At 59.3% G+C, this 18,384-nt stretch carries 18 protein-coding genes; 3 read left to right on the top strand and 15 right to left on the bottom strand.

The window, feature by feature from the left end; genetic code table 11:
• Positions 1-2: 2 nt before the first annotated feature.
• From CAG02_RS01650 to CAG02_RS01625, 6 genes are all read right to left on the bottom strand, one after another.
• The gene (locus CAG02_RS01650; RefSeq protein ID WP_085709882.1) at positions 3-944 is read right to left on the bottom strand and encodes an acetaldehyde dehydrogenase (acetylating); all 942 of its coding nucleotides are present in this window, start codon (positions 942-944) and stop codon (positions 3-5) included.
• A gap of 58 nt (positions 945-1,002) precedes the next feature.
• On the bottom strand, positions 1,003-1,794 hold the full coding sequence (locus CAG02_RS01645) for a 2-keto-4-pentenoate hydratase (protein ID WP_085709883.1): 792 nt from the start codon (positions 1,792-1,794) through the stop codon (positions 1,003-1,005).
• The gene (locus tag CAG02_RS01640; RefSeq protein ID WP_085709884.1) at positions 1,791-3,542 is read right to left on the bottom strand and encodes a bifunctional 3-(3-hydroxy-phenyl)propionate/3-hydroxycinnamic acid hydroxylase; all 1,752 of its coding nucleotides are present in this window, start codon (positions 3,540-3,542) and stop codon (positions 1,791-1,793) included. Before CAG02_RS01640 ends, CAG02_RS01645 begins: the two co-directional genes overlap by 4 nt.
• Positions 3,543-3,555: 13 nt before the next feature.
• Positions 3,556-4,566, bottom strand: a complete 1,011-nt coding sequence (locus tag CAG02_RS01635) for a VOC family protein (protein WP_085709885.1) — start codon at positions 4,564-4,566, stop codon at positions 3,556-3,558.
• 9 nt (positions 4,567-4,575) lie between these two features.
• On the bottom strand, positions 4,576-5,445 hold the full coding sequence (locus CAG02_RS01630; RefSeq protein ID WP_085709886.1) for an alpha/beta fold hydrolase: 870 nt from the start codon (positions 5,443-5,445) through the stop codon (positions 4,576-4,578).
• A gap of 169 nt (positions 5,446-5,614) precedes the next feature.
• Positions 5,615-6,220, bottom strand: a complete 606-nt coding sequence (locus CAG02_RS01625; protein ID WP_085710178.1) for a TetR/AcrR family transcriptional regulator — start codon at positions 6,218-6,220, stop codon at positions 5,615-5,617.
• Positions 6,221-6,415: 195 nt separating this feature from the next.
• Between CAG02_RS01625 and CAG02_RS01620 the strand changes: the two genes are divergently transcribed.
• Together CAG02_RS01620 and CAG02_RS01615 are read left to right on the top strand one after the other, a co-directional pair.
• Positions 6,416-7,489 carry an amidohydrolase family protein gene (locus CAG02_RS01620; protein WP_085709887.1) on the top strand — a complete coding sequence of 358 codons (1,074 nt, stop codon included), beginning with the start codon at positions 6,416-6,418 and terminating at the stop codon, positions 7,487-7,489.
• Positions 7,490-7,600: 111 nt separating this feature from the next.
• Complete coding sequence (locus CAG02_RS01615) at positions 7,601-8,896, top strand: OmpP1/FadL family transporter (RefSeq protein WP_085709888.1); 1,296 nt, start codon at positions 7,601-7,603, stop codon at positions 8,894-8,896.
• On the opposite strand, the gene CAG02_RS01610 is transcribed toward CAG02_RS01615, so the two are convergent.
• Both CAG02_RS01610 and CAG02_RS01605 read right to left on the bottom strand, forming a co-directional pair.
• Positions 8,897-9,850, bottom strand: coding sequence for a fumarylacetoacetate hydrolase family protein (locus tag CAG02_RS01610; protein WP_085709889.1), 954 nt, complete (start codon positions 9,848-9,850; stop codon positions 8,897-8,899). It abuts the gene before it with no gap.
• Positions 9,851-9,917: 67 nt separating this feature from the next.
• Positions 9,918-10,988 (bottom strand): VOC family protein, encoded by a 1,071-nt coding sequence (locus CAG02_RS01605; RefSeq protein WP_085709890.1) that lies wholly within the window; start codon positions 10,986-10,988, stop codon positions 9,918-9,920.
• Between the two features lie 146 nt (positions 10,989-11,134).
• Here CAG02_RS01605 and CAG02_RS01600 point away from each other — a divergent pair, with 146 nt between their 5' ends.
• On the top strand, positions 11,135-11,431 hold the full coding sequence (locus CAG02_RS01600; RefSeq protein ID WP_256576856.1) for a hypothetical protein: 297 nt from the start codon (positions 11,135-11,137) through the stop codon (positions 11,429-11,431).
• A 186-nt stretch (positions 11,432-11,617) separates the two neighbouring features.
• On the opposite strand, the gene CAG02_RS01595 is transcribed toward CAG02_RS01600, so the two are convergent.
• The 7 genes from CAG02_RS01595 to CAG02_RS01565 form a co-directional block, all read right to left on the bottom strand.
• Positions 11,618-12,133 carry a cupin domain-containing protein gene (locus tag CAG02_RS01595; RefSeq protein WP_085709891.1) on the bottom strand — a complete coding sequence of 172 codons (516 nt, stop codon included), beginning with the start codon at positions 12,131-12,133 and terminating at the stop codon, positions 11,618-11,620.
• Between the two features lie 118 nt (positions 12,134-12,251).
• Positions 12,252-13,862 carry a gamma-glutamyltransferase family protein gene (locus tag CAG02_RS01590; RefSeq protein WP_085709892.1) on the bottom strand — a complete coding sequence of 537 codons (1,611 nt, stop codon included), beginning with the start codon at positions 13,860-13,862 and terminating at the stop codon, positions 12,252-12,254.
• Positions 13,863-13,887: 25 nt separating this feature from the next.
• Positions 13,888-14,928, bottom strand: a complete 1,041-nt coding sequence (locus tag CAG02_RS01585; protein ID WP_085710179.1) for a polyamine ABC transporter substrate-binding protein — start codon at positions 14,926-14,928, stop codon at positions 13,888-13,890.
• A gap of 79 nt (positions 14,929-15,007) precedes the next feature.
• Positions 15,008-15,787, bottom strand: a complete 780-nt coding sequence (locus CAG02_RS01580; protein ID WP_085709893.1) for an amino acid ABC transporter ATP-binding protein — start codon at positions 15,785-15,787, stop codon at positions 15,008-15,010.
• A gap of 2 nt (positions 15,788-15,789) precedes the next feature.
• Positions 15,790-16,566, bottom strand: coding sequence for an amino acid ABC transporter permease (locus CAG02_RS01575; RefSeq protein ID WP_085709894.1), 777 nt, complete (start codon positions 16,564-16,566; stop codon positions 15,790-15,792).
• Between the two features lie 11 nt (positions 16,567-16,577).
• The gene (locus CAG02_RS01570) at positions 16,578-17,384 is read right to left on the bottom strand and encodes an ABC transporter substrate-binding protein (RefSeq protein ID WP_085709895.1); all 807 of its coding nucleotides are present in this window, start codon (positions 17,382-17,384) and stop codon (positions 16,578-16,580) included.
• Between the two features lie 79 nt (positions 17,385-17,463).
• A complete protein-coding gene (locus tag CAG02_RS01565) occupies positions 17,464-18,132 on the bottom strand; it encodes a GntR family transcriptional regulator (RefSeq protein WP_085709896.1) in 669 nt (222 codons plus the stop codon).
• Positions 18,133-18,384: the final 252 nt, after the last annotated feature.

Below are 18,384 nucleotides of genomic sequence, written 5' to 3'. Positions count from 1 at the left end.
CCTCAGGCGTTGAGCATCGACTGCGCCATGCGCTCGGCGGTGGCCAAGGCAGCGGAGGTCATGATATCGAGATTGCCGGCGTAGGCTGGCAGGTAATGGGCGGCGCCTTCGACCTCAAGGAATACCGAGGTCTTGAGGCCGCTGAAGTGTCCCAGCCCCGGAATGTTCAAGGGTGCCGATTCGGCAATGACGTCAAACTGAACCTTCTGTTTCAAACGGTAGCCCGGCACATAGGCCTGGACTGCCGCCACCATCTCCTCGACGGAAGCCTCTATCTGCGCCTGATCGGCGGTTTCGGACAGCACGAACACCGTGTCACGCATCATCAGTGGCGGTTCGGCGGGGTTCATGATGATGATCGCCTTGCCTCTGGAAGCTCCACCCACCATTTCGATGGCTCTGGAAGTAGTTTCCGTAAACTCGTCGATGTTGGCGCGGGTGCCGGGACCGGCCGATTTGCTGGCGATCGAAGCGACGATTTCGGCGTAGTGAACCCGGGCAACACGGGATACGGCGGCGACCACTGGAATGGTCGCCTGACCACCACAGGTGACCATGTTGACGTTGAGTCGATCCAGATTTTCCTCCAGGTTGACCACTGGAATGCAGTAAGGGCCGATAGCCGCCGGAGTGAGGTCGATCAGGCGGATCCCCGGCTTGATCGAGCGCAGGCGTTTTTCGTTCTCGATATGGGCGCTAGCCGAGGTGGCATCGAAGACGAAATCGATGTCCTTGAACGCGTCCATGCGGGTCAGGCCTTCAACCCCCTCGTGGGTGGTCGCAACGCCCATGCGTTCGGCGCGGGCGAGACCGTCGGATACAGGGTCGATTCCGACCATCACCGCCATTTCCAGGTGTCTGGCGTTGCGCAGAATCTTGATCATCAGGTCGGTGCCGATGTTGCCGGAGCCGATGATGGCGACCTTGAGTTTGGTTTGACTCATGGGAGCAATCTCTCAGAAGGGCCAGGCCACGACAGCCTGGCGCAGAAGGACGGGCAGGTCAGATGAAGCGGCAACGGATCTGGCCAAGTCGGGTCAGGTGCAAGCGCAGGCTGTCCCCGGCCACGACAGGTGTCATCGGCCCCAGGGCGCCGGAGAGCAGCACGTCGCCGGCCTGCAAGGGACGGCCCATCCGGGCCATGGTGCGAGCCAGCCACAGGCAGGCGTCCACCGGATTGCCGAGGCATGCGGCACCGACACCGATCGACGCCGTGGCGGCATTTTTTTCCAGCAGCATGCCTTCCAGCCTAAGGTCCAGCGAGGCGAGTGGAGTCGGCTGTTTACCCAACACATACAGCCCGGATGAGGCGTTGTCCGCCACCGTGTCCACCAGCGATATGTTCCAGTTCTCGATGGCCGAGTCGACGATTTCCAGCGCAGGCACCACGTACTCCACCGCCCGCAACAGTTCCGCGAGGGTCGTATCTTCATACGCAAGATCGCGGCCCAGAACGAACGCAATCTCGCCTTCGGCCTTGGGCTGGATCAACTGACTGATCTGGATTTCACCGCCATCGGCGATTTCCATATCGGCGAACAGCATGCCGAAATCCGGTTGATCGACGCCCAGTTGCTGTTGCACGGCAGCCGAGGTCAGTCCGACTTTACGGCCGACCAGACGCCGCCCCTGGGCCAGGGCCCGTTGGGTGTTGATCTCCTGCACGGCATAGGCGCCGGTCAACGAATCGATACCGAAAGTGGACGAGATCCGTGCACAGGGTTCGCGTTGCTCCCGTGCTCTGGCCAGGGCCGCGGCGGCGTCTTGCAGAATTTTCAACGGGAACTGGCTCATGCGATTTTCCTCAGCTGTCGTGGCTCGTCTGCGACGACTTCAGCACCGGGGCTCCATTGCAGCTGGAACTTGAGTTCGTTGATGGCCCGATCCAGATCCGCAGCCTCGACCATGGCGAAGGTGAATTTGTCCGGGCGCACCACGGCGACGGCTCCGCTGGAGAACCCCGAGCGTTTGAACCAGGCGACCATCTCGCCCTGCACGTCCTCCAGTTCGAGCAATTCACTGGTATTGGAACGGTCGGTGTCGGCGCCCTGTGGACGGGTGCCGAACGGGAAGAGGGTGGCGAAACGCGTGTGCTGGATATCCAGCAGTTTCCGGGAGGCCTGACTCAGGTGGGCACGTGGATCGACCTCAAGTCCTATCAAGGCAAAACCGTTGCCCAACAGGTCATCGAGCAATACGCGCTGGCCCTTGAAGGTGCGGACTTCGGGTTGCGGAATCATCCGGCCTTCAGGCGAGCGCCGGTGGCGGCGCGGCATGCCCAGATAACTGTCAGGAGCATAGGTCGGGGCCGGTTTGAAACGGCCTTCGCGAACATAGCGGCCGAGAAATGGCATCGCCAGGACGGTCTTGACCAGCAGGTTGCGCATCAGGCTGGAAACCGGGCTGGACATCGAGACGAAGTCTTTCATCTGCACCGAAATATCAATCATCGCCTTGGCATGGTGGAAGCGTTCGCTGCCATAGGTGTCGAGCAGCCGCTCACCGGCTTGCCCCTTGATCACGGCGTCGATTTTCCAGGCCAGATTGTAGGCGTCACGCACGCCGGAACTCATGCCCTGGCCCATGAACTGCGGCGTCATGTGGGCAGCATCGCCGGCAATCAAAACCCGACCCTTGCGCCAATCCTTCGCCACCAGTGCGTTAAAGGTGTAGACCAGCTTGCGTTTGACCTCGAACTTGTCCGGATCGACGTAACGGCTGATCAGGTTGCGCACCACGGTCGAGTCTTCCATCTGTTCGCGCGTCTGGCCGGGCATCAGCATGAATTCGAAGCGATGGAAACGACCGGGCTGAGGACAGCAGACCGTCGGACAATCCGGGTCGCAGATAAAGCTGAAGTAGGGCAGATGCCGCAAGGCATCCTCGCCTTCCTTCATCTCCAGGTCGACCACCAGCCAGGGTTCGGGAAAGTTCTTGCCACTCATGCCGATGCCCAAGGCCTCACGGACCGTACTGCGGCCGCCGTCAGCCCCCACCAGATAGCGCCCGCGAATGGTTTGCGGGTCGGGATCGACTTCGCAGGCCTGACGCGCATCCGTCGCATCACTGAAGCGGAAGGTGCTGGTGGCCTGATGGGTCACGGTCACGCCCTGTTCATCCTGTGTGAACTGCGTAAGTTCACGACCACGGGCAACCCGCACATTGGGATAACGCTCGAGCAGATCGCTCAGCGTGGTTTCCAGCCAGGGCTGGTAAAGGAAGTTGATGATCGGCCAGCCATAGGGGCGATCGAGGCGCCAGTACTGGCCGAGGATCTTGCCATTGGCCAGCACCCATTGAGCGGGTGTATCGACTTGCATGTTGGCTGAAAGCTCGGCGGCAACACCGGCCGCCTGCATGACGCGCATGCATTCGTCGTCCGTATAGACCGCCCGGGCGTTGCCATAAAACATGGGCTCGCGTTCCAGTACCAGCACCGACAGACCACGCTTGCCGAGCAGATGCGCGAGCGTGGCGCCCGTCGGGCCAAGCCCGGAAATAATCACGTCGACGCTCGTTACAGACTCGTTTTTGTTATTCATGACGATATCTCTCTTACAGCGGTGAATATTCGGGCTTGAGCAACGAACGTGTGCCGCGGGCGAAGTTGCCCAGGTTGGTGGTCAACGTGTGCCAGGCACCGCTTTTCTCCGGGCGATGCCCCCAAAGGCTGATGCCTTGATAGGAGGTTGTGCGCCAAAGAGCCTCATCGACCACCCTGGCGTTGCAACCTAGTTCCAGCTCGAAACCGCTGGGGCTCATCACGTAGAACGATTGCTCACGGTCGTTGGGGTGCTCACCGATTTCGTGGGCCATTTCGAAACCGAGGGTCCGGCAACGCAAATAGGCGTTGGTCAGTTCGCTGACCGAGGTGGTCAGCATGTTCATGTGTTGCACACGGGTACGAATCGGATCCATCGGCAGGCCACGCAAGCGGGCGATGGCAATCGAGTGGTGACGTTCGTTGACCCGGAAGAAATCAATGTCCAGGGTCACTCCGGCAATCCGCTCGACGATGTGGTCGCTGGCTCTTGCATCAAATATTTCCTGCCAGAAACGCTGCATCTGCTGTGGCTTGCGCGAGGTGATCGCCAGGTGGCCCATCCCGGCGGAACCGGTGATGAAACCTGCACTGAGCATGTTCAGTGGCTTGTCGGTCAGCAGCGGTTCCCAGAACAGCTCGACGGCCATGCGTTTGGGACCGAGCACCCGCCAGAACCTTTTCACGCCGCGTTGTGCGGCTTCTTCCGGTTGGCTGGGTTGCGCTTCGATACCGAGGCGTTGCAGGCGTTTGAGCACTTCATCGAGGGTGGCCTGGTCGCGTAATTGCCAGCCGACGGCAAGAAAATCTTCCTGCGGACCGCGCTGGACGATGATCCGCCGCTGGTGCTGATCCATACGAAAAGCCAGGGCTTGTTCGTCCGAGCTGGCCAGATGCAGGCCGATGCCGTGCTGGAGCAGCTCACGCCAACGCGCCAGGTGGCGGGACTCGATCAACGCATAGCCCATGCTGCTGGCGCCGAAGATGTCCGGCGTTGTCCGACTGATCGTTGCTTGATTGTTCATGACGACAACTCAGCGCTTTGTGCGACTGGCGAGGAACGCCAGGGTCACGGAGTTGAATTCGTCCGCGCGTTCCCACTGCACCCAATGACCGGTCCGGCTGAACAGGTAGAGGTTGCAATCCGGCATGCGACTGCGCAGCGTCTCGCCGCCGCTGGGACGATTGACCTTGTCTTCCGCGCCCCAGAGCACCAGGGTCGGAACCTGACAATGCTTGAGGCGTGAATCGCGGGTGAAGTCCCAGCGCGAGAAACGGGGAATGCCCGTTGGCCGACGCAGGGGAGGGGCCGCAATGACCTGCGGGTCGATACTCGCTTCGAAACGTTCGCGGATCATCTCGTCACTGACCTGGCTGCCGTCATACACCAGGTAGTCGCGGATAAAGCGCGTAATCTTGGCCAGCGTCGGGCCTTCACCGTTGTAGTAGTCGAGCAGCAGCTTGAGACCCGGTGTCGGCAGACTGCGAGTGGTATTGACGCCACCGGGGCCCATCAGCACCAGAGCCGACACCCGGCCGGGTGCATCCAGCGCCATGCGCAAGGCACAGGCGCCACCCAACGAGTTGCCCACCACGTGGGCGCTGCTGATGTTCAGGGTGTCGAGCAGGCCGAGCATCGCCCCCGCCAGATCGCCGAAGGGGTCCTTGCGATCCACACCTTTGGTGGATCGGCCGTAACCGGGCATGTCGACCACAATGACGCGGAACTGCCGGGCAAGGGATTCGATATTGCGCGAGTAGTTGGAGAGCCCCGAGGCTCCCGCTCCGCCACCGTGAAGCATCAGCAGGGGATGGCCGACGCCCGTTTCGCTGATGAAAATCTGCCGACGACCCACTTGTACCGTTCGCGAGGTCAGGGCAGGAAGAGGTTCTTTATTGTTCATTGTCAGTTCCTGGCGTAAGGCACTTCGACCCGGGCGGTGGGTCAGTGCTTGCGACAGACTCTAACACTCAAGATTAGAATTGAACAACAGTGTCCAATTGTCTTTTTGCGGGCAATAAAAAAGCCAGATTCCCAAAGGGATCTGGCTCAAGAAAAATCAGCGGAGGACATCAGGCTGCGAGAAGGGGCAGATCCTGAGTAGCGATGCCGCGCGCTTCATCGGCTGGTACGCCGAGCGCCCGGAGAACGAATTCGGCCATATCGGAACCCGCGTCGCGCCAGGTCTTGTGACCCTGAAGTACCAGCATCGTGGCCCCCAGTACGCCACCTCCGATCATCGCCATCACCGAAGGCAGTTGCTCCTGTCGAAAGCTGTATTGCTCACTGCTCAGGCCGCTCAGCACATCGTGCATGGGCGGACCGCTCCACATCTGTTGCAGCGTCTCATTGCTGGCCCCGTAGCGCACGATGAAGGCTCCCCAGTGCGGCTCTTCATGGGCGCGGCGGATATACAGCCGGATACCGGTGGCCAGGCGGACGGCAGGGGACGCATGGGGATCTGTACTGCGCGCGGCCCTGTCGTTCATTTCGGCACTGAGCTGGCTGGCGACATCTTCGAACAGCGTCTCCACCGAGTTGAGGTTGTTGTAGATCGTGCCGCGCGCTACCCCGGCGATCTGTGCCAGTTCGCTGACATTGACCTCTTCGACACGTTTCTCGACAAACAGCCGGATCGCAGCTTCATGGATGCGCTTCTGCACGGGACTGAGTTTCAAAGCAATGAGCTCCAACGGAGAGATTCCGGACATTGAACAAGCGCGTTCAAAATAAAGCAAATCAGCGTTTGCCGATCATTGACATAATTGAACACAAATGTTCAATATTGATCTCAAGAGCTGTACGGCCACCGAGCACGGTTCTTTACCCAGTGGCCGCAGGCACTCGGTCGAAGCCCAAACAAGAGAGTTAGCATGTCAATCAAGCAAGGCCGTATCGATGTCCACCATCACATCATTCCACCTGCATTCGTCGATGCGATGAATGCCAGAGGGCTGCACTCCGTTGCAGGAGCGCCGCTGCCAGACTGGACCCCGGAAAAATCCATTGAGGTGATGGATGCGAACGGCATCGAACGGGCAATTACCTCGCTGTCTGCGCCCGGCGTCCACTTCGGGGACGGAGTCCAACAGGCCAGCGAGCTGGCGCGACGCTGCAACGAGTTCGCCGCGCAGATGCGCACGCGCTATCCGAGCCGCTTCGGCAACTTCGCGGCGCTGCCAATGCCGTTCACCGAGGCCGCCTGCCGTGAAGCCGTTCATGCGCTGGACGTGCTCAAGGCCGAGGGCATTGTTTTGCTGGGCAGCACCGACGGGGTGTTTCTGGGTGATCCGCGCTTCGACGAACTGATGGCCGAACTCGACCGCCGAAAAGCCGTGGTATTCATCCATCCCAACATGCACCAGACCAGCGAAAGCATCGGTCTGCAGACCCCGGGATTTCTCATTGAGTTTCTCTGCGATACCACGCGCTCGGCGGTCAATCTGATCCTCAGCGGGACCATGGAGCGCTATCCCGGCATTCGCTGGATTCTGTCCCACTCCGGCGGCTTCCTGCCGTTTGTGGCCTGGCGTGTCTCGCTGGCCAACATGTTGCCGGAATTTCAGCAACACGCGCCGCAAGGGGTCATGACCTACATCCGTCGCTTTTACTTCGACACGGCGTTGTCACCATCACCTTATTCCATGGCGGCGCTCAAGGAACTGGTGGAACCGTCACACATTCTTTTCGGCAGTGACTATCCCTTCGCCCCGGCTCCCGCCACGGCGCTGCAGTGCCGGACGCTGGAAAGCCTGGAGATGTGGTCGCCGGCGATCATGCATGGCATCAACCGTGCCCATGCACTCAGTCTTTTTCCGCAGTACAGCCAGCCCAATGAAGTGGTTACCCCGGCGCCGGTCTATGAGGGCGAATCCTTCTCTCAACGCTTGCGACGCAGCATGACCCGACCGATCGGTGCGCTGGCAGAGCGGATGCGCAAACGCTGAACCAAACCCGTCGCCATGGATGGCCGGCGACGCTTCTCTTCATTGAATCCAACGATCCATCCGCGTGCCTTGGGTGTTCGCGCCCGCCAAAAAAATAACAAGAGCCAGATCATGACAATAAGAAATCAGCTTTGTGTGCTGGGGCTTTGCCTCACCTCCACTCAACTCCTGGCCAACGGCCTGCAAATCAACGAACAGAGCATCAGCTCGGGAGGCAAGGCTTATTCCGGTCGGGCTTCTGATGTGCAGGACGCCTCGATCGTTTACGGCAACCCCGCCGGCATGTCCCGCCTGGCGGGTGAACACGTCAGTGGCGGTCTCAGTTTCATTGATGTCAGTTCGCGCATCAGCAACGTCAATACCACGGTGTCGGGCACTTCACGCGGCGATATGGTGCCTGATCCGATCGTCGTGCCATCGGGCTTCTACACGCTGCAACTCAACGAGGACTGGCACGTTGGGTTCGGGGTTTACGCCCCGTTTGGCGGGAGCACGGACTACGAAAGCAACTTCCAGGGACGCTACCGCAGTTCGCAGACCCAGGTGAAGGTCGTCACTTTGCAGCCGACGGTCAGTTACCGGATCAATGATCGACTGTCCGTGGGGTTTGGGCCGACGATCAACCGTATCGACGGGCTGCTCGAAAGCAAGATCGCCAACAGCGCGGTGGGCGGGCAGGGCGACGGGACTGTCAAAGTCACCGGCGATGACACGGCCATGGGCTTCAGTCTGGGCATCCTGTTCGACCCGCTCGACGACCTGACCCTGGGGCTCACCTATCACTCCAGAGTCGATTACAAGCTGAGCGGAAACACCAAGGTCTCCGGTGCCAATGGATTGCTGGCACCGATTCCGGCGCTGGGGTTGCCGGGGCTCAACGGCAAATATGACGCGAGTCTGGATTTCACTTCACCGGAAACGGTCGATGCCTCGGCGACCTGGCGCATCAACGATCGACTGGATATCTCTGCCGGCGCGTTGTGGAGCCGCTGGAGCCGCGTGCAGGAATTGAGGGTGCTGAACTCCGGTGTGCCACAGGCCTATGGCCCTTTCGATACGATCCTCGAAACCCTGAAGTGGCGTGATACCTGGTCGTTCTCCACCGGCATGGCCTATCGCCTGAACAAGCAATGGAAGGTTCGTGGCGGGATCGCCTATGAGCCGACGCCGATGCCCAATCAGTACACGTCCACCCGTGCGCCAACGGGAGACCGGAAGATTTTCACGGTTGGCCTGAACTGGCAGATGACCGATCAGACCTCTCTGGATCTGGGGTACGGCTACATCCACGAAGACTCGGTGAAGGTTTCACAGGACACGTCCCAGGGTGGGCTGCGTCCGGGTTACAGCGCCACCTACCAGAACACGGTCAATGGCCTTGGGCTGCAGTTGAATCACAGCTTCTGATCAGTCTTGCTCGACGACAAGATTGCGCTGGACACCCAGATCGACAATGCCGTCCGCGCTACGGATTCTCGCCTCGACCCTGTCGCCCGGCTTGAGGTAGCGCTCGCGGCTAGCCTGGGCCTTCAGAAACAGTTTCCACTTGAGGGCCTCGGGCAGCAGGGCGGCAATGCGCTGGGTGGCGGGTGATGGAATGGCCAGCGCACAGCCGGCCGGAGTGCCTGTGGCAATCAGGTCTCCGGCCGCGAGATCTTGCACGGCAGACAGTTCTGTCAGGGTCTGCGCAGGGGGGTAAACCATGTTCGCGGTATTGTCGTCTTGGCGCAGTTGGTCGTTGACGGTCAGGCGCAGCTGCAAGGCCTTGAGGTAGTGCATCTGGTTGGCTTCCAACAGACACAAATAAGGCCCGACCGGGCCGAAGGTGCGGAAACTTTTGCCTTTGTAGAACTGCATCTGCGGAATCTGGATGTCCCTCGCCGAATAGTCATTGACGATGACCAGTCCGGCCACGAACTGGTGCAGGTTGCTGTCGTCAATCTGGACCGGGCCGTTGATGTCGCTGCGCATGACCAGGCCCAGTTCAATCTCGTAGTCGAGAAAGCGGACATGGCGTGGCTTGATCAGGTCGCTGTCGGCCGGGCAAATGCAACTGGCTGCCTTGGTAAACATCATATTGTACGACTTGGCGTCCGGATCCATCCCGGACTCGATCATGTGCTGACGGTAGTTGGCACCCTGACAGACAAACTGCTGGTTGCGGGTGACCGGGGAGAGCAGTCGTACTTGATTGAGGTCGAGTGTCGGGCTCTTCAGGTCGCGCAACTGCTCGATGCTGACTTGCCGGATGAACTCGCCGGTTGTCGCGTATTGCCCAGAAACGGGCGTGATGCGCTGATTGTGAATACGTCCCCATTGGACGGTGTTGTGATATTCGAAACGGACAACCTGCACAGCCATGACAACGACTCCTGAGGGGTGAGGAGGGGGCCAGCGCCAACCTCGTGTGGTTTGCGACGCTGCAAAATCAGGCGAACAGGCGGGCCAGTGTGATCAGCTTGCGCACGCTCAGATCCGGACTGCGGCGAAGATGGCGGAACAAGGAAAGAACATTCGCCGGTGTCAGTTTCGGTTTGGTAAAACTTCTGGGCATGGATTCGCCCCACTGGGACATCGCCGCTGCGCTGACACTGTGCAGACCTGTGGGCTGGTCGGCAGTGAACCGGTCACCATCACAATAGTGCTCGTGCTTGTCGCCGAACGGGTCCTGCCAGTAATCGAAGATCTGGCTTCCAAGAATGTGCCGGCCAATACCCCAGGCATGGCGCCAACCCCGGTCCCGAAGAACCTTCTGGCCCATTCCGACGGCATCCAGGTCGACCACCTCATAAGCGCTATGGCTGTAGGCCGGCATGAATCCCTGGGCCAGGGCCAGCGTGTGATGGTCGGCTGGCGTGTCGCCCAGATTCAGACGCAGAAAGGCCACCGCCGGCGAACCGTCAGGCAGCAACTGCACGTCGCTGGGAATGAATCCGAAGTGTTGTGTGTACCAGGCACACGTGCGCTGGAAGTCCGCCACTTCCAGCACGAGATGGCCAAGGCGGATGATCTCCGGTGGAGCAATCGGCGGACGCTGGGTTGCATTGATGCGCACCACGCTATCCCAGAGGTTGAGCGGCAAGGCCGGGCGATGGGGCCGGGCGCCAACCACTGACTGACCATGAAGGGCCTCGACGAGAAAACCGGACGGGTCTCGCAAGGTGACTTGTTCGCCACCGCCGGGGTGATCGCACGGCATGATGGGTGAGGCTTGTGGTAGCAAGCTCAGACGCTCCAGGTCGGTACGGGAACCGACACTCAGACCGAAACCAATAAAACGTGGCTTCTTGCCGCGATGTACGCGATAGCAATAGGGCGTCGGTCCGGTGCCACGTAAAAGCAGCAGATCCGCATTGCGCAGAACCGTCAGCAGCCCGAAGTCCTGAAGAAAGCGCTCGGTCCGTTCCAGATCCGGCCGTTCGAAAATCAGATGAGTCAGTGCGCGAGCGCGTACGGTGGGAGCGTCGTGGCGTGCTGGCTGTGCGGGATTGAGCTTCACTATGGGAGCCTCTAGGCGCAAGAGTATGGCGTAGCGCAAGTTGAACATGGTCGTTCAATTTGAGTCAAATGTGTCGCCTTGGTGAATTCCGGAAAACATACTTCGCCTTTTGCCCGCCGGCCGAATGTGAAGAACTGATTGAGTTGATGATCAGCCGCGAAGACGAGCAATCCGCGCTGGCAGCGGACCGGCGGTTTGTTGAGCGATTGGTTGGGCATACGGTAAGCAAGGGATACGGAGAAAATAATTCCCACTGGGGCCAGGAGCGCAAGATCGCGGCCATCGCCATTCCGATCACCCATGAGTCGCGGCTAATGGGCTGCCTGAACCTGGTGTACAACACCAAGGCGATGTCGGTGGAGGAAGCGGCTCGGCGTTATCTGCCAGCGATGCACAGTGTGGTGCGAAAGATCCAGGTTGAGTTGAGTGGCGAATCGGAGTGACAGGCCATAAGCAGGTTACGTAAAGTTCCGCTCTGACACATCATTTAACATAATATACATTACACGTAACTAGATGTTGCGAGATCAGCCCGGTTGCGCACCCGATTTCAATCTCCACCATCTCTCTCCAAGGCACCATGCGCTTGATGCCAGGTGATCACACGATCCATTTCAAATGTACGGCTCTCAATCCTCGTCACGCGTCAGCTTTTCAATCAGCGCTCGATGCTGTGGATACTGCGCCGTGAGTTTCCGCCGATTCCCTATTTCCATGTCCGCAAAATCAAACCCTGGCGAAACCGCTTCGCTGATCAAGCCGAATCCGTTCTCGCCATTCAGCAGTCTGGAGGCTTTCCAGATTCCGCCCGGTACGTGCAGTTGCAGATGTTGTCCTGCCAGAATGTCGCTGCCCATCACGAATGTCTGCAACGAACCGTCAGCCTGAATCAGGCTGTACTCGATGGCGTCGCCCAGATGGAAATAATGCAGGATGTCCGACTGGTTGAAATGAAACTGGCCAACCGGTGAATCTTCGGTCAACAGGTAGTAAATCGACGTCATCAGATAACGCGGTCCGCCCGTTGTTTCGAGCATATCCCGGTGGTCGGCCTGGTAGGTTCTGCGAAAGAATCCGCCTTCGACGTGAGGTTCAAGGTCCAGTGATGCGATCAGGTTAGACGCAGTAATCGAGCGTGGATTCATGACCTGCTCCAACGATTTTCAATACAGCCTGTAATAACTCGACTAAACGGTCATTTAGTGTAGTTAACCTATAATAGCCTCACATTCGAAGACATTCGCTGCACTTCTACTCTTGACTTTACCAAGCCGCAATATGCGAATCCGCCCTCGGCTCAGTCCCGCCACACAACACGCCACTGACCGGATCACGAAGAATGATCTGCCCTCGGCCGTAATCCGTCAGATCACAGGCAATCTGCACCTCATGCCCCCGGCGCATCAAGGCATTGGCCAGATCCCTCGAAGCTCCCTGTTCGATCCCGACCTTCATTCCTCCCAGCCATTGCCAACGCGGAGCGTCCAGCGCCGACTGCGGATTCAATCCGAAATCCACCAGGTTCATGACCATCTGCACATGCCCCTGAGGCTGCATGTACCCGCCCATCACACCAAACGGCCCTAGCGCTTGGCCATCCTTGGTCAGGAAGCCCGGAATGATCGTATGAAACGTCTTCTTGCCCGGCGCCAGGCAGTTGGCATGTTCCGGATCAAGGCTGAATTCCTGCCCTCTGTTCTGTAGCGCAATGCCGCTGTCAGGCAGCACCACACCCGAACCAAAGCCGTGGTAATTGCTCTGGATGAACGAAACCATGTTGCCTTGCCCATCGGCCGTCGCCAGATAAACCGTGCCGCTGGCGTGTGGATCCCCAGGCTTCGGTGGCTGAGATTTATCGCCAATCTGCCCACGGCGCCGCGCGCTGTAGTCATCACTCAACAAATCGGCCACCGCCACGCGCATGTGCAGTGGATCGGTGATGTAGTGCAAGCCATCGCTGTAGGCCAGCTTCATGGCCTCCAGCTGACGATGCCAGGTCTGTTGGCTGTCGCGATGATCGAAGTCGAAACCTTCGAGAATCTTCAGCGCCATCAACGCAACCAGACCCTGGCCGCTTGGCGGGATTTCCCAGACATCCACACCACGATAGTTGACGTGGATCGGTTCCACCCACTGCGCACGGTAATGTTCCAGATCCGTGGCTCGCAGATACCCGCCAGTCGCCCGTGAATGAGCATCCAGCCGTTGGGCCAACGCGCCACGATACAAACTCTCACAGCGGCTCTGCGCCAGTTCTTCAAGCGTCCGCGCTTGTGCCGGATTGCGAAACAGCTCCCCTGCCCTCGGCGCCCGCCCCTCGATCAGGAACGTATCGAACCAGGCGTCCAGCACTTCGTCGCGATGGGGACTGAACTCGTCCAGAGCGACCTGCCACTGATGGGCAACCACGGGCGATAGCGGAAAACCATCCCGCGCCAGGCTGATCGCTGGTTGCAGCAAGTCAGCAAACGGCAGTACCCCGAAGCGTTGAGAAAGCTCGGCCCACGCCGATGGACAACCGGGCACCGTCACCGGCGTCCAGCCATACAGCGGCATTTGTTCATGACCAGCCGCCTTGACTGCTTCAATGCTTAACGCAGCCGGCGCATGACCGTTGGCATTGAGTCCATGCAACTGATCCTTGAACCAGACCAGGGCAAAAGCATCACCGCCAAGACCGCAACCCGTAGGCTCGACCACAGTCAGCGCTGCCGCAGTGGCGATGGCGGCGTCGATCGCATTGCCACCCTTTTGCATCATTTCAATACCGGCCTGAGCAGCCAGTGGCTGGGACGCCGCCACCATGCCGCGACGGGCAAACACGCTTTGGCGTTGCGACGGATACGGATACTCGTGAGCAGAAAAATTCAGCATGGCAAAGACTCTTCAAAACAAGGATTTATTGGCCGGACTTGATCCGGTTCCATTCGCGGGTCATCAGGCGCTGGATGTTTTCCGGCAGATCGGCAGAGACAAAGGTGTGACTGATCACCTCATCGCCCGGATAGATCGCCGGGTTGCCGCTGACCTTGGGATCCATCAAGGGCGTGGCGTCCTTGTTCGGGTTCGCATACCCGACATAGTCACTGACCGACGCAATCACCTCGGGCCGCAGCAGATAGTTGATCACCGCATGGGCGTTGGCCACGTTGCGGGCATCCTTGGGGATCGCCAGCATGTCGAACCACAGGTTCACGCCTTCCTTGGGAATAACGTAGCGGATATCGATGTTTTTCCCGGCCTCGCGAGCCCGGGTCTGGGCCTGCATCACGTCGCCGGAGTAACCGATCGCCACACAGATATCGCCATTGGCCAGGTCCGCGGTGTACTTCGATGAGTTGAAGTAAGTCACCGACGGCCGCAAGGTCATCAGCAGTTTCGACGCCTGCTTGTAGTCGTCCGGCTTGACGCTGTTGGGGTCCAGCCCGAGATAAAGCATGGCTTGAGGAATGATTTTCACCGGCGCATCGAGAAAGGCCACGCCACAGCTTTTGAGTCTGGACAGGTTCTGCGGATCGAACACCATGGCCCAAGAATCCAGCGGCACGTCCTTGCCCAGCACCGCGCGAACCTTCTCCTCGTTGTAGCCGATGCCCACCGTGCCCCACATATAAGGCACGGCATAACGATTGCCCGGATCAGCCGCTTCCAGACGCTGCATCAAACGCGGATCAAGGTGCTTCCAGTTATCCAGCAGTTCACGCTGCAGCGGCTGATAGGCGCCGGCCCGGATCTGCTTCGACAGAAACTGGCTGGAAGGCACCACCACGTCATACCCCGAGTGCCCGGAAAGCAGCTTGGCCTCGAGCATTTCATTGGTGTCGAAGATGTCGTACTGCACCTTGATGGCGCTGTCTTTTTCGAAGTTCTTCAGGGTGTCGGGGCCAATGTAGTCGGACCAGTTGTAGACCTTCACCACCGGGTCGGCAGCCTGGATCATGGGCACCACGGCACCACGGCAGCACAGCACAGGGCCGCAAACACGCTCGATAAACGCATCGTCAATATCCTTGTGAGTCTCACAGCACGCGGCTGAGAAAGGCTTGGGTACGGGGGTGAGTGGGGTGACTGAAAATCTGTTCCGGTGGGCCCTGTTCGATCAGTTCACCTTGATCGAGTACCACCACACGGTCGGCGACCTCTCGGGCAAAACCCATTTCATGGGTGACCACCAACATCGTCATGCCCTCCTCTGCCAGTTCCTTCATCACCTGCAGAACCTCACCGACGGTTTCCGGATCCAGCGCACTGGTGGGTTCGTCGAACAGCATCGCCTGGGGCTTCATGGCCAGGGCCCGGGCAATCGCCACCCGCTGCTGTTGGCCACCGGAAAGCATCGACGGGTAATGGTTGGCCTTCTCGGCCAATCCGACGCGTTTGAGCAGTGCCCGCGCCTGTTCCTCCGCCGCTTTGCGCGGCACACCCAACACTTGAATCGGTGCTTCGATGATGTTTTCCAGCGCGGTCATGTGCGGGAACAGATTGAAGCGCTGGAACACCATGCCGATGTCCCGCCGCTGACGGGCAATGTTGCGTTCCGAATCCCGCACCAGACTGCCATCGGCCTTGGTGCGATAGCCCATGGACTGGCCGTTGACGCGGATCTGCCCGGACTGAATGTCTTCCAGCAAATTGATGCAGCGGATAAACGTGGTTTTGCCGGAGCCCGAGGCGCCGATCAGCACCACCACTTCACCGCGCCGGACTTGCAGGGAAATCCCTTTGAGAATCTCGAGGTTGCCGAACGACTTGTGAATGTTCAGCGCTTCGATGATCAGTTCGTCACTTTGATGCGCCATGGTCAGCGTCCCCTCAGCAGTTTAAGCGTGCTGCGACCGAACATCCGGCTGGATGCGGGCGGCGGCGACGAAGGTCGGTCCGACTGGCCGAAACGTGTCTCCAGCCAACGCTGGAAGAAGCCCCACAGCGTCGTGAGCAACAGAAAATAGATCGCCACCACGAGGTACAACTCGAACACCCGGAAAGTCGCCGAAGTGACCATTTGCGTGCTGAGCAGCAACTCTTGCACACCGATCACACTGACCAGCGTGGTGTTTTTAAGCATCACGTTGAACTCATTGCCCAGCGGCGGAACGATGACCCGAAACGCCTGCGGCAAGACAATCCGGCGCATCAGTTTGGCGAAGGTCATGCCCAGGGAACGCCCGGCCTCGTATTGCCCTTTGTCGACGGCGCCAATACCGGCACGAATGATCTCGGCCATGTACGCGCCTTCGTTCAGGCCCAGCGCGATGATCGCGGCCTGGATATTGCCGGGGACCACCAGGCCAAACAGCTCGATGTCTTCGAAGCGGAAAATCCCACCCGCCGCCAGCGCCGTGTAGAGAAAGACGATCTGCACCAGCAACGGCGTCCCACGCATCAGCCACACATAAAAGCGCACCGGCAGATGCAGCAACGGGTTCTTCGATAAACGCAGCAACGCCGCCGCCAATCCCAAAACACAACCCAATAACATGGCCAGCACACTGATCAGGCACGTCAGCCAGAGCCCGGTGAGGTAGACCCCGCTGGGCTGCAGCAGGTACTGCCAGAACACATCCCAATTGAAATTCATCAACGCCTACCTCAATCAAGGGTGTCGCTGGAGACGTGCCATTTACTCAGGAGCTGGTTGTAGCTGCCATCGCTGCGCATGTCGGTGATCACCTGCTGCACGGCGGCACTCAGTTGCGGGTCGTCCTTGCGAATGCCCAGGCCGGTGAGAATCCGGCTGAAGGCCGGAACGCCTTCCTCGAACAGGTCCGGGGCCATGGCGGCGTAATAACCGGCGGTTTCCACCGTGGTGCCGTAAGCGTCGACCTGACTGATGCGCAGGGCCTGGAACGCATCGGTGTCGGTGTTGTAGACCACCAGCTTCATCGGTGGCTTGCCGGCCTTGGCCAGGCTTTCATTCTCGGTGTCGAGCAAGGTCTTGATGGTCGACCCGTTGAGCACCGCAATCTTGTGCCCGCTGAGATCGGGCAGGGTCTTGAGCCCTTTCGGATTGCCCTTGGGCACTACCACCGCCTGGCTGGAATACATGTAGTTGACGATGTCGATCACCTCGCGGCGCTCGGGCTTGTCGAACAACTGGTCGACGATCATGTCGCACTGCTTGGCCAGCAACGCCGGCAGCAATCCGGAGAACGGAATCACCCGCCACTCGACCTTCTTGTCCCCCAGACGCTTGGCGACTTCCAGGCCCAGGTCGACGGTCAGCCCTTTGGGCTTTTGCGCTTCATCGAAGGAAACCAGAGGCGGCGAATCCATGCCCGAGCAATAAGTGAGTTTGTCGACCTTGAGCAAACGCTCCGGCACGGTGGGTGCGGCAACCGCCCACTGCGTACAGAGCCCCAGGGAAATTGCAGCCAACAACAAGCGAGACGTATGCATGACCAGACACTCCAGTTCGGTTAGTAACGGGGCAGTTCTCAAAGTCAAAACATCGGCGGGTTCGTTGCCCGCTCTGTGGTTATCGTTCCGATTGCAGAAACTTGATCAGCTCGGGGACCGTGCCTTCGATATGTTCGCGCACCACCGCTTCGGCCTTGACGGCATCGCCGGCGCGAATCGCATCGAGGATCACCACGTGTTCCTCGCGTGCACTCAACGGCTTTTCACCGTGTTGTAGCCAAAGGCGCATGGGAGCTTCGATCAGCGAGTAAAGCGCGCTGATCTGTTTCACCAAACGAGGTCTTCCGCTGAGGCTGCACAGGTATTCATGGAATTTGCGGTGACGGCTGACCCACGCCGCACTCTCGTCGCGGTAGTCATCCATTTCATCGAGCAGACGTTCGAGGGCCGTCAACTGACGCTCACCGATCTTCGGCACGGCGACTCGAATCGCCAGTCCCTCCAGGGCGCTGCGCATCTCGAAGACTTCGTGCATTTCCTCGACATCCAGACCGCTGACGATCGCACCGCGATTGGGTCTTAGCGTCACCAGCCCCTGTGCATCGAGACGTCGAAAGGCTTCGCGCACGGGCATCCGGCTCATGCCGATTTCACCGGCGATGTCTTCGGCGATCAGTCGGTCGCCTTTGCGGTAACGACCGCCGCAGATGCCTTCAAGAAGAAAGTTGTAGGCCTCCTCCTCGGCTGTCATCGGTTGGCGCTGGTCGTAGGCGGGAGCGAATTGCATGGCGGCACCTTTTGTCTTTTTGTATCCAATTATCCACGGATACATAAAAGCAGAATGCGTGCCAAAACCTGCTGCACCGCGCCAAGCGTTTGATTCAGATGAATTAAGGAGAAATTGCGCCGTGCAAAACCATCAGGTCTACCGGCACGAAGATCGGGAATTGCTACCTATTGGCTCATTGCGAGACCGAAAAAGGTGCAGAACGGTAGCCGAGTAACACCCATGGAAAACGACAGCACACTCGCCTGCCTT

It is taken from the genome of Pseudomonas sp. R43(2017) (assembly GCF_002112345.1).
GTDB lineage: Bacteria > Pseudomonadota > Gammaproteobacteria > Pseudomonadales > Pseudomonadaceae > Aquipseudomonas > Aquipseudomonas kribbensis.
This window is presented reverse-complemented; position numbering and strand designations above follow the sequence as displayed.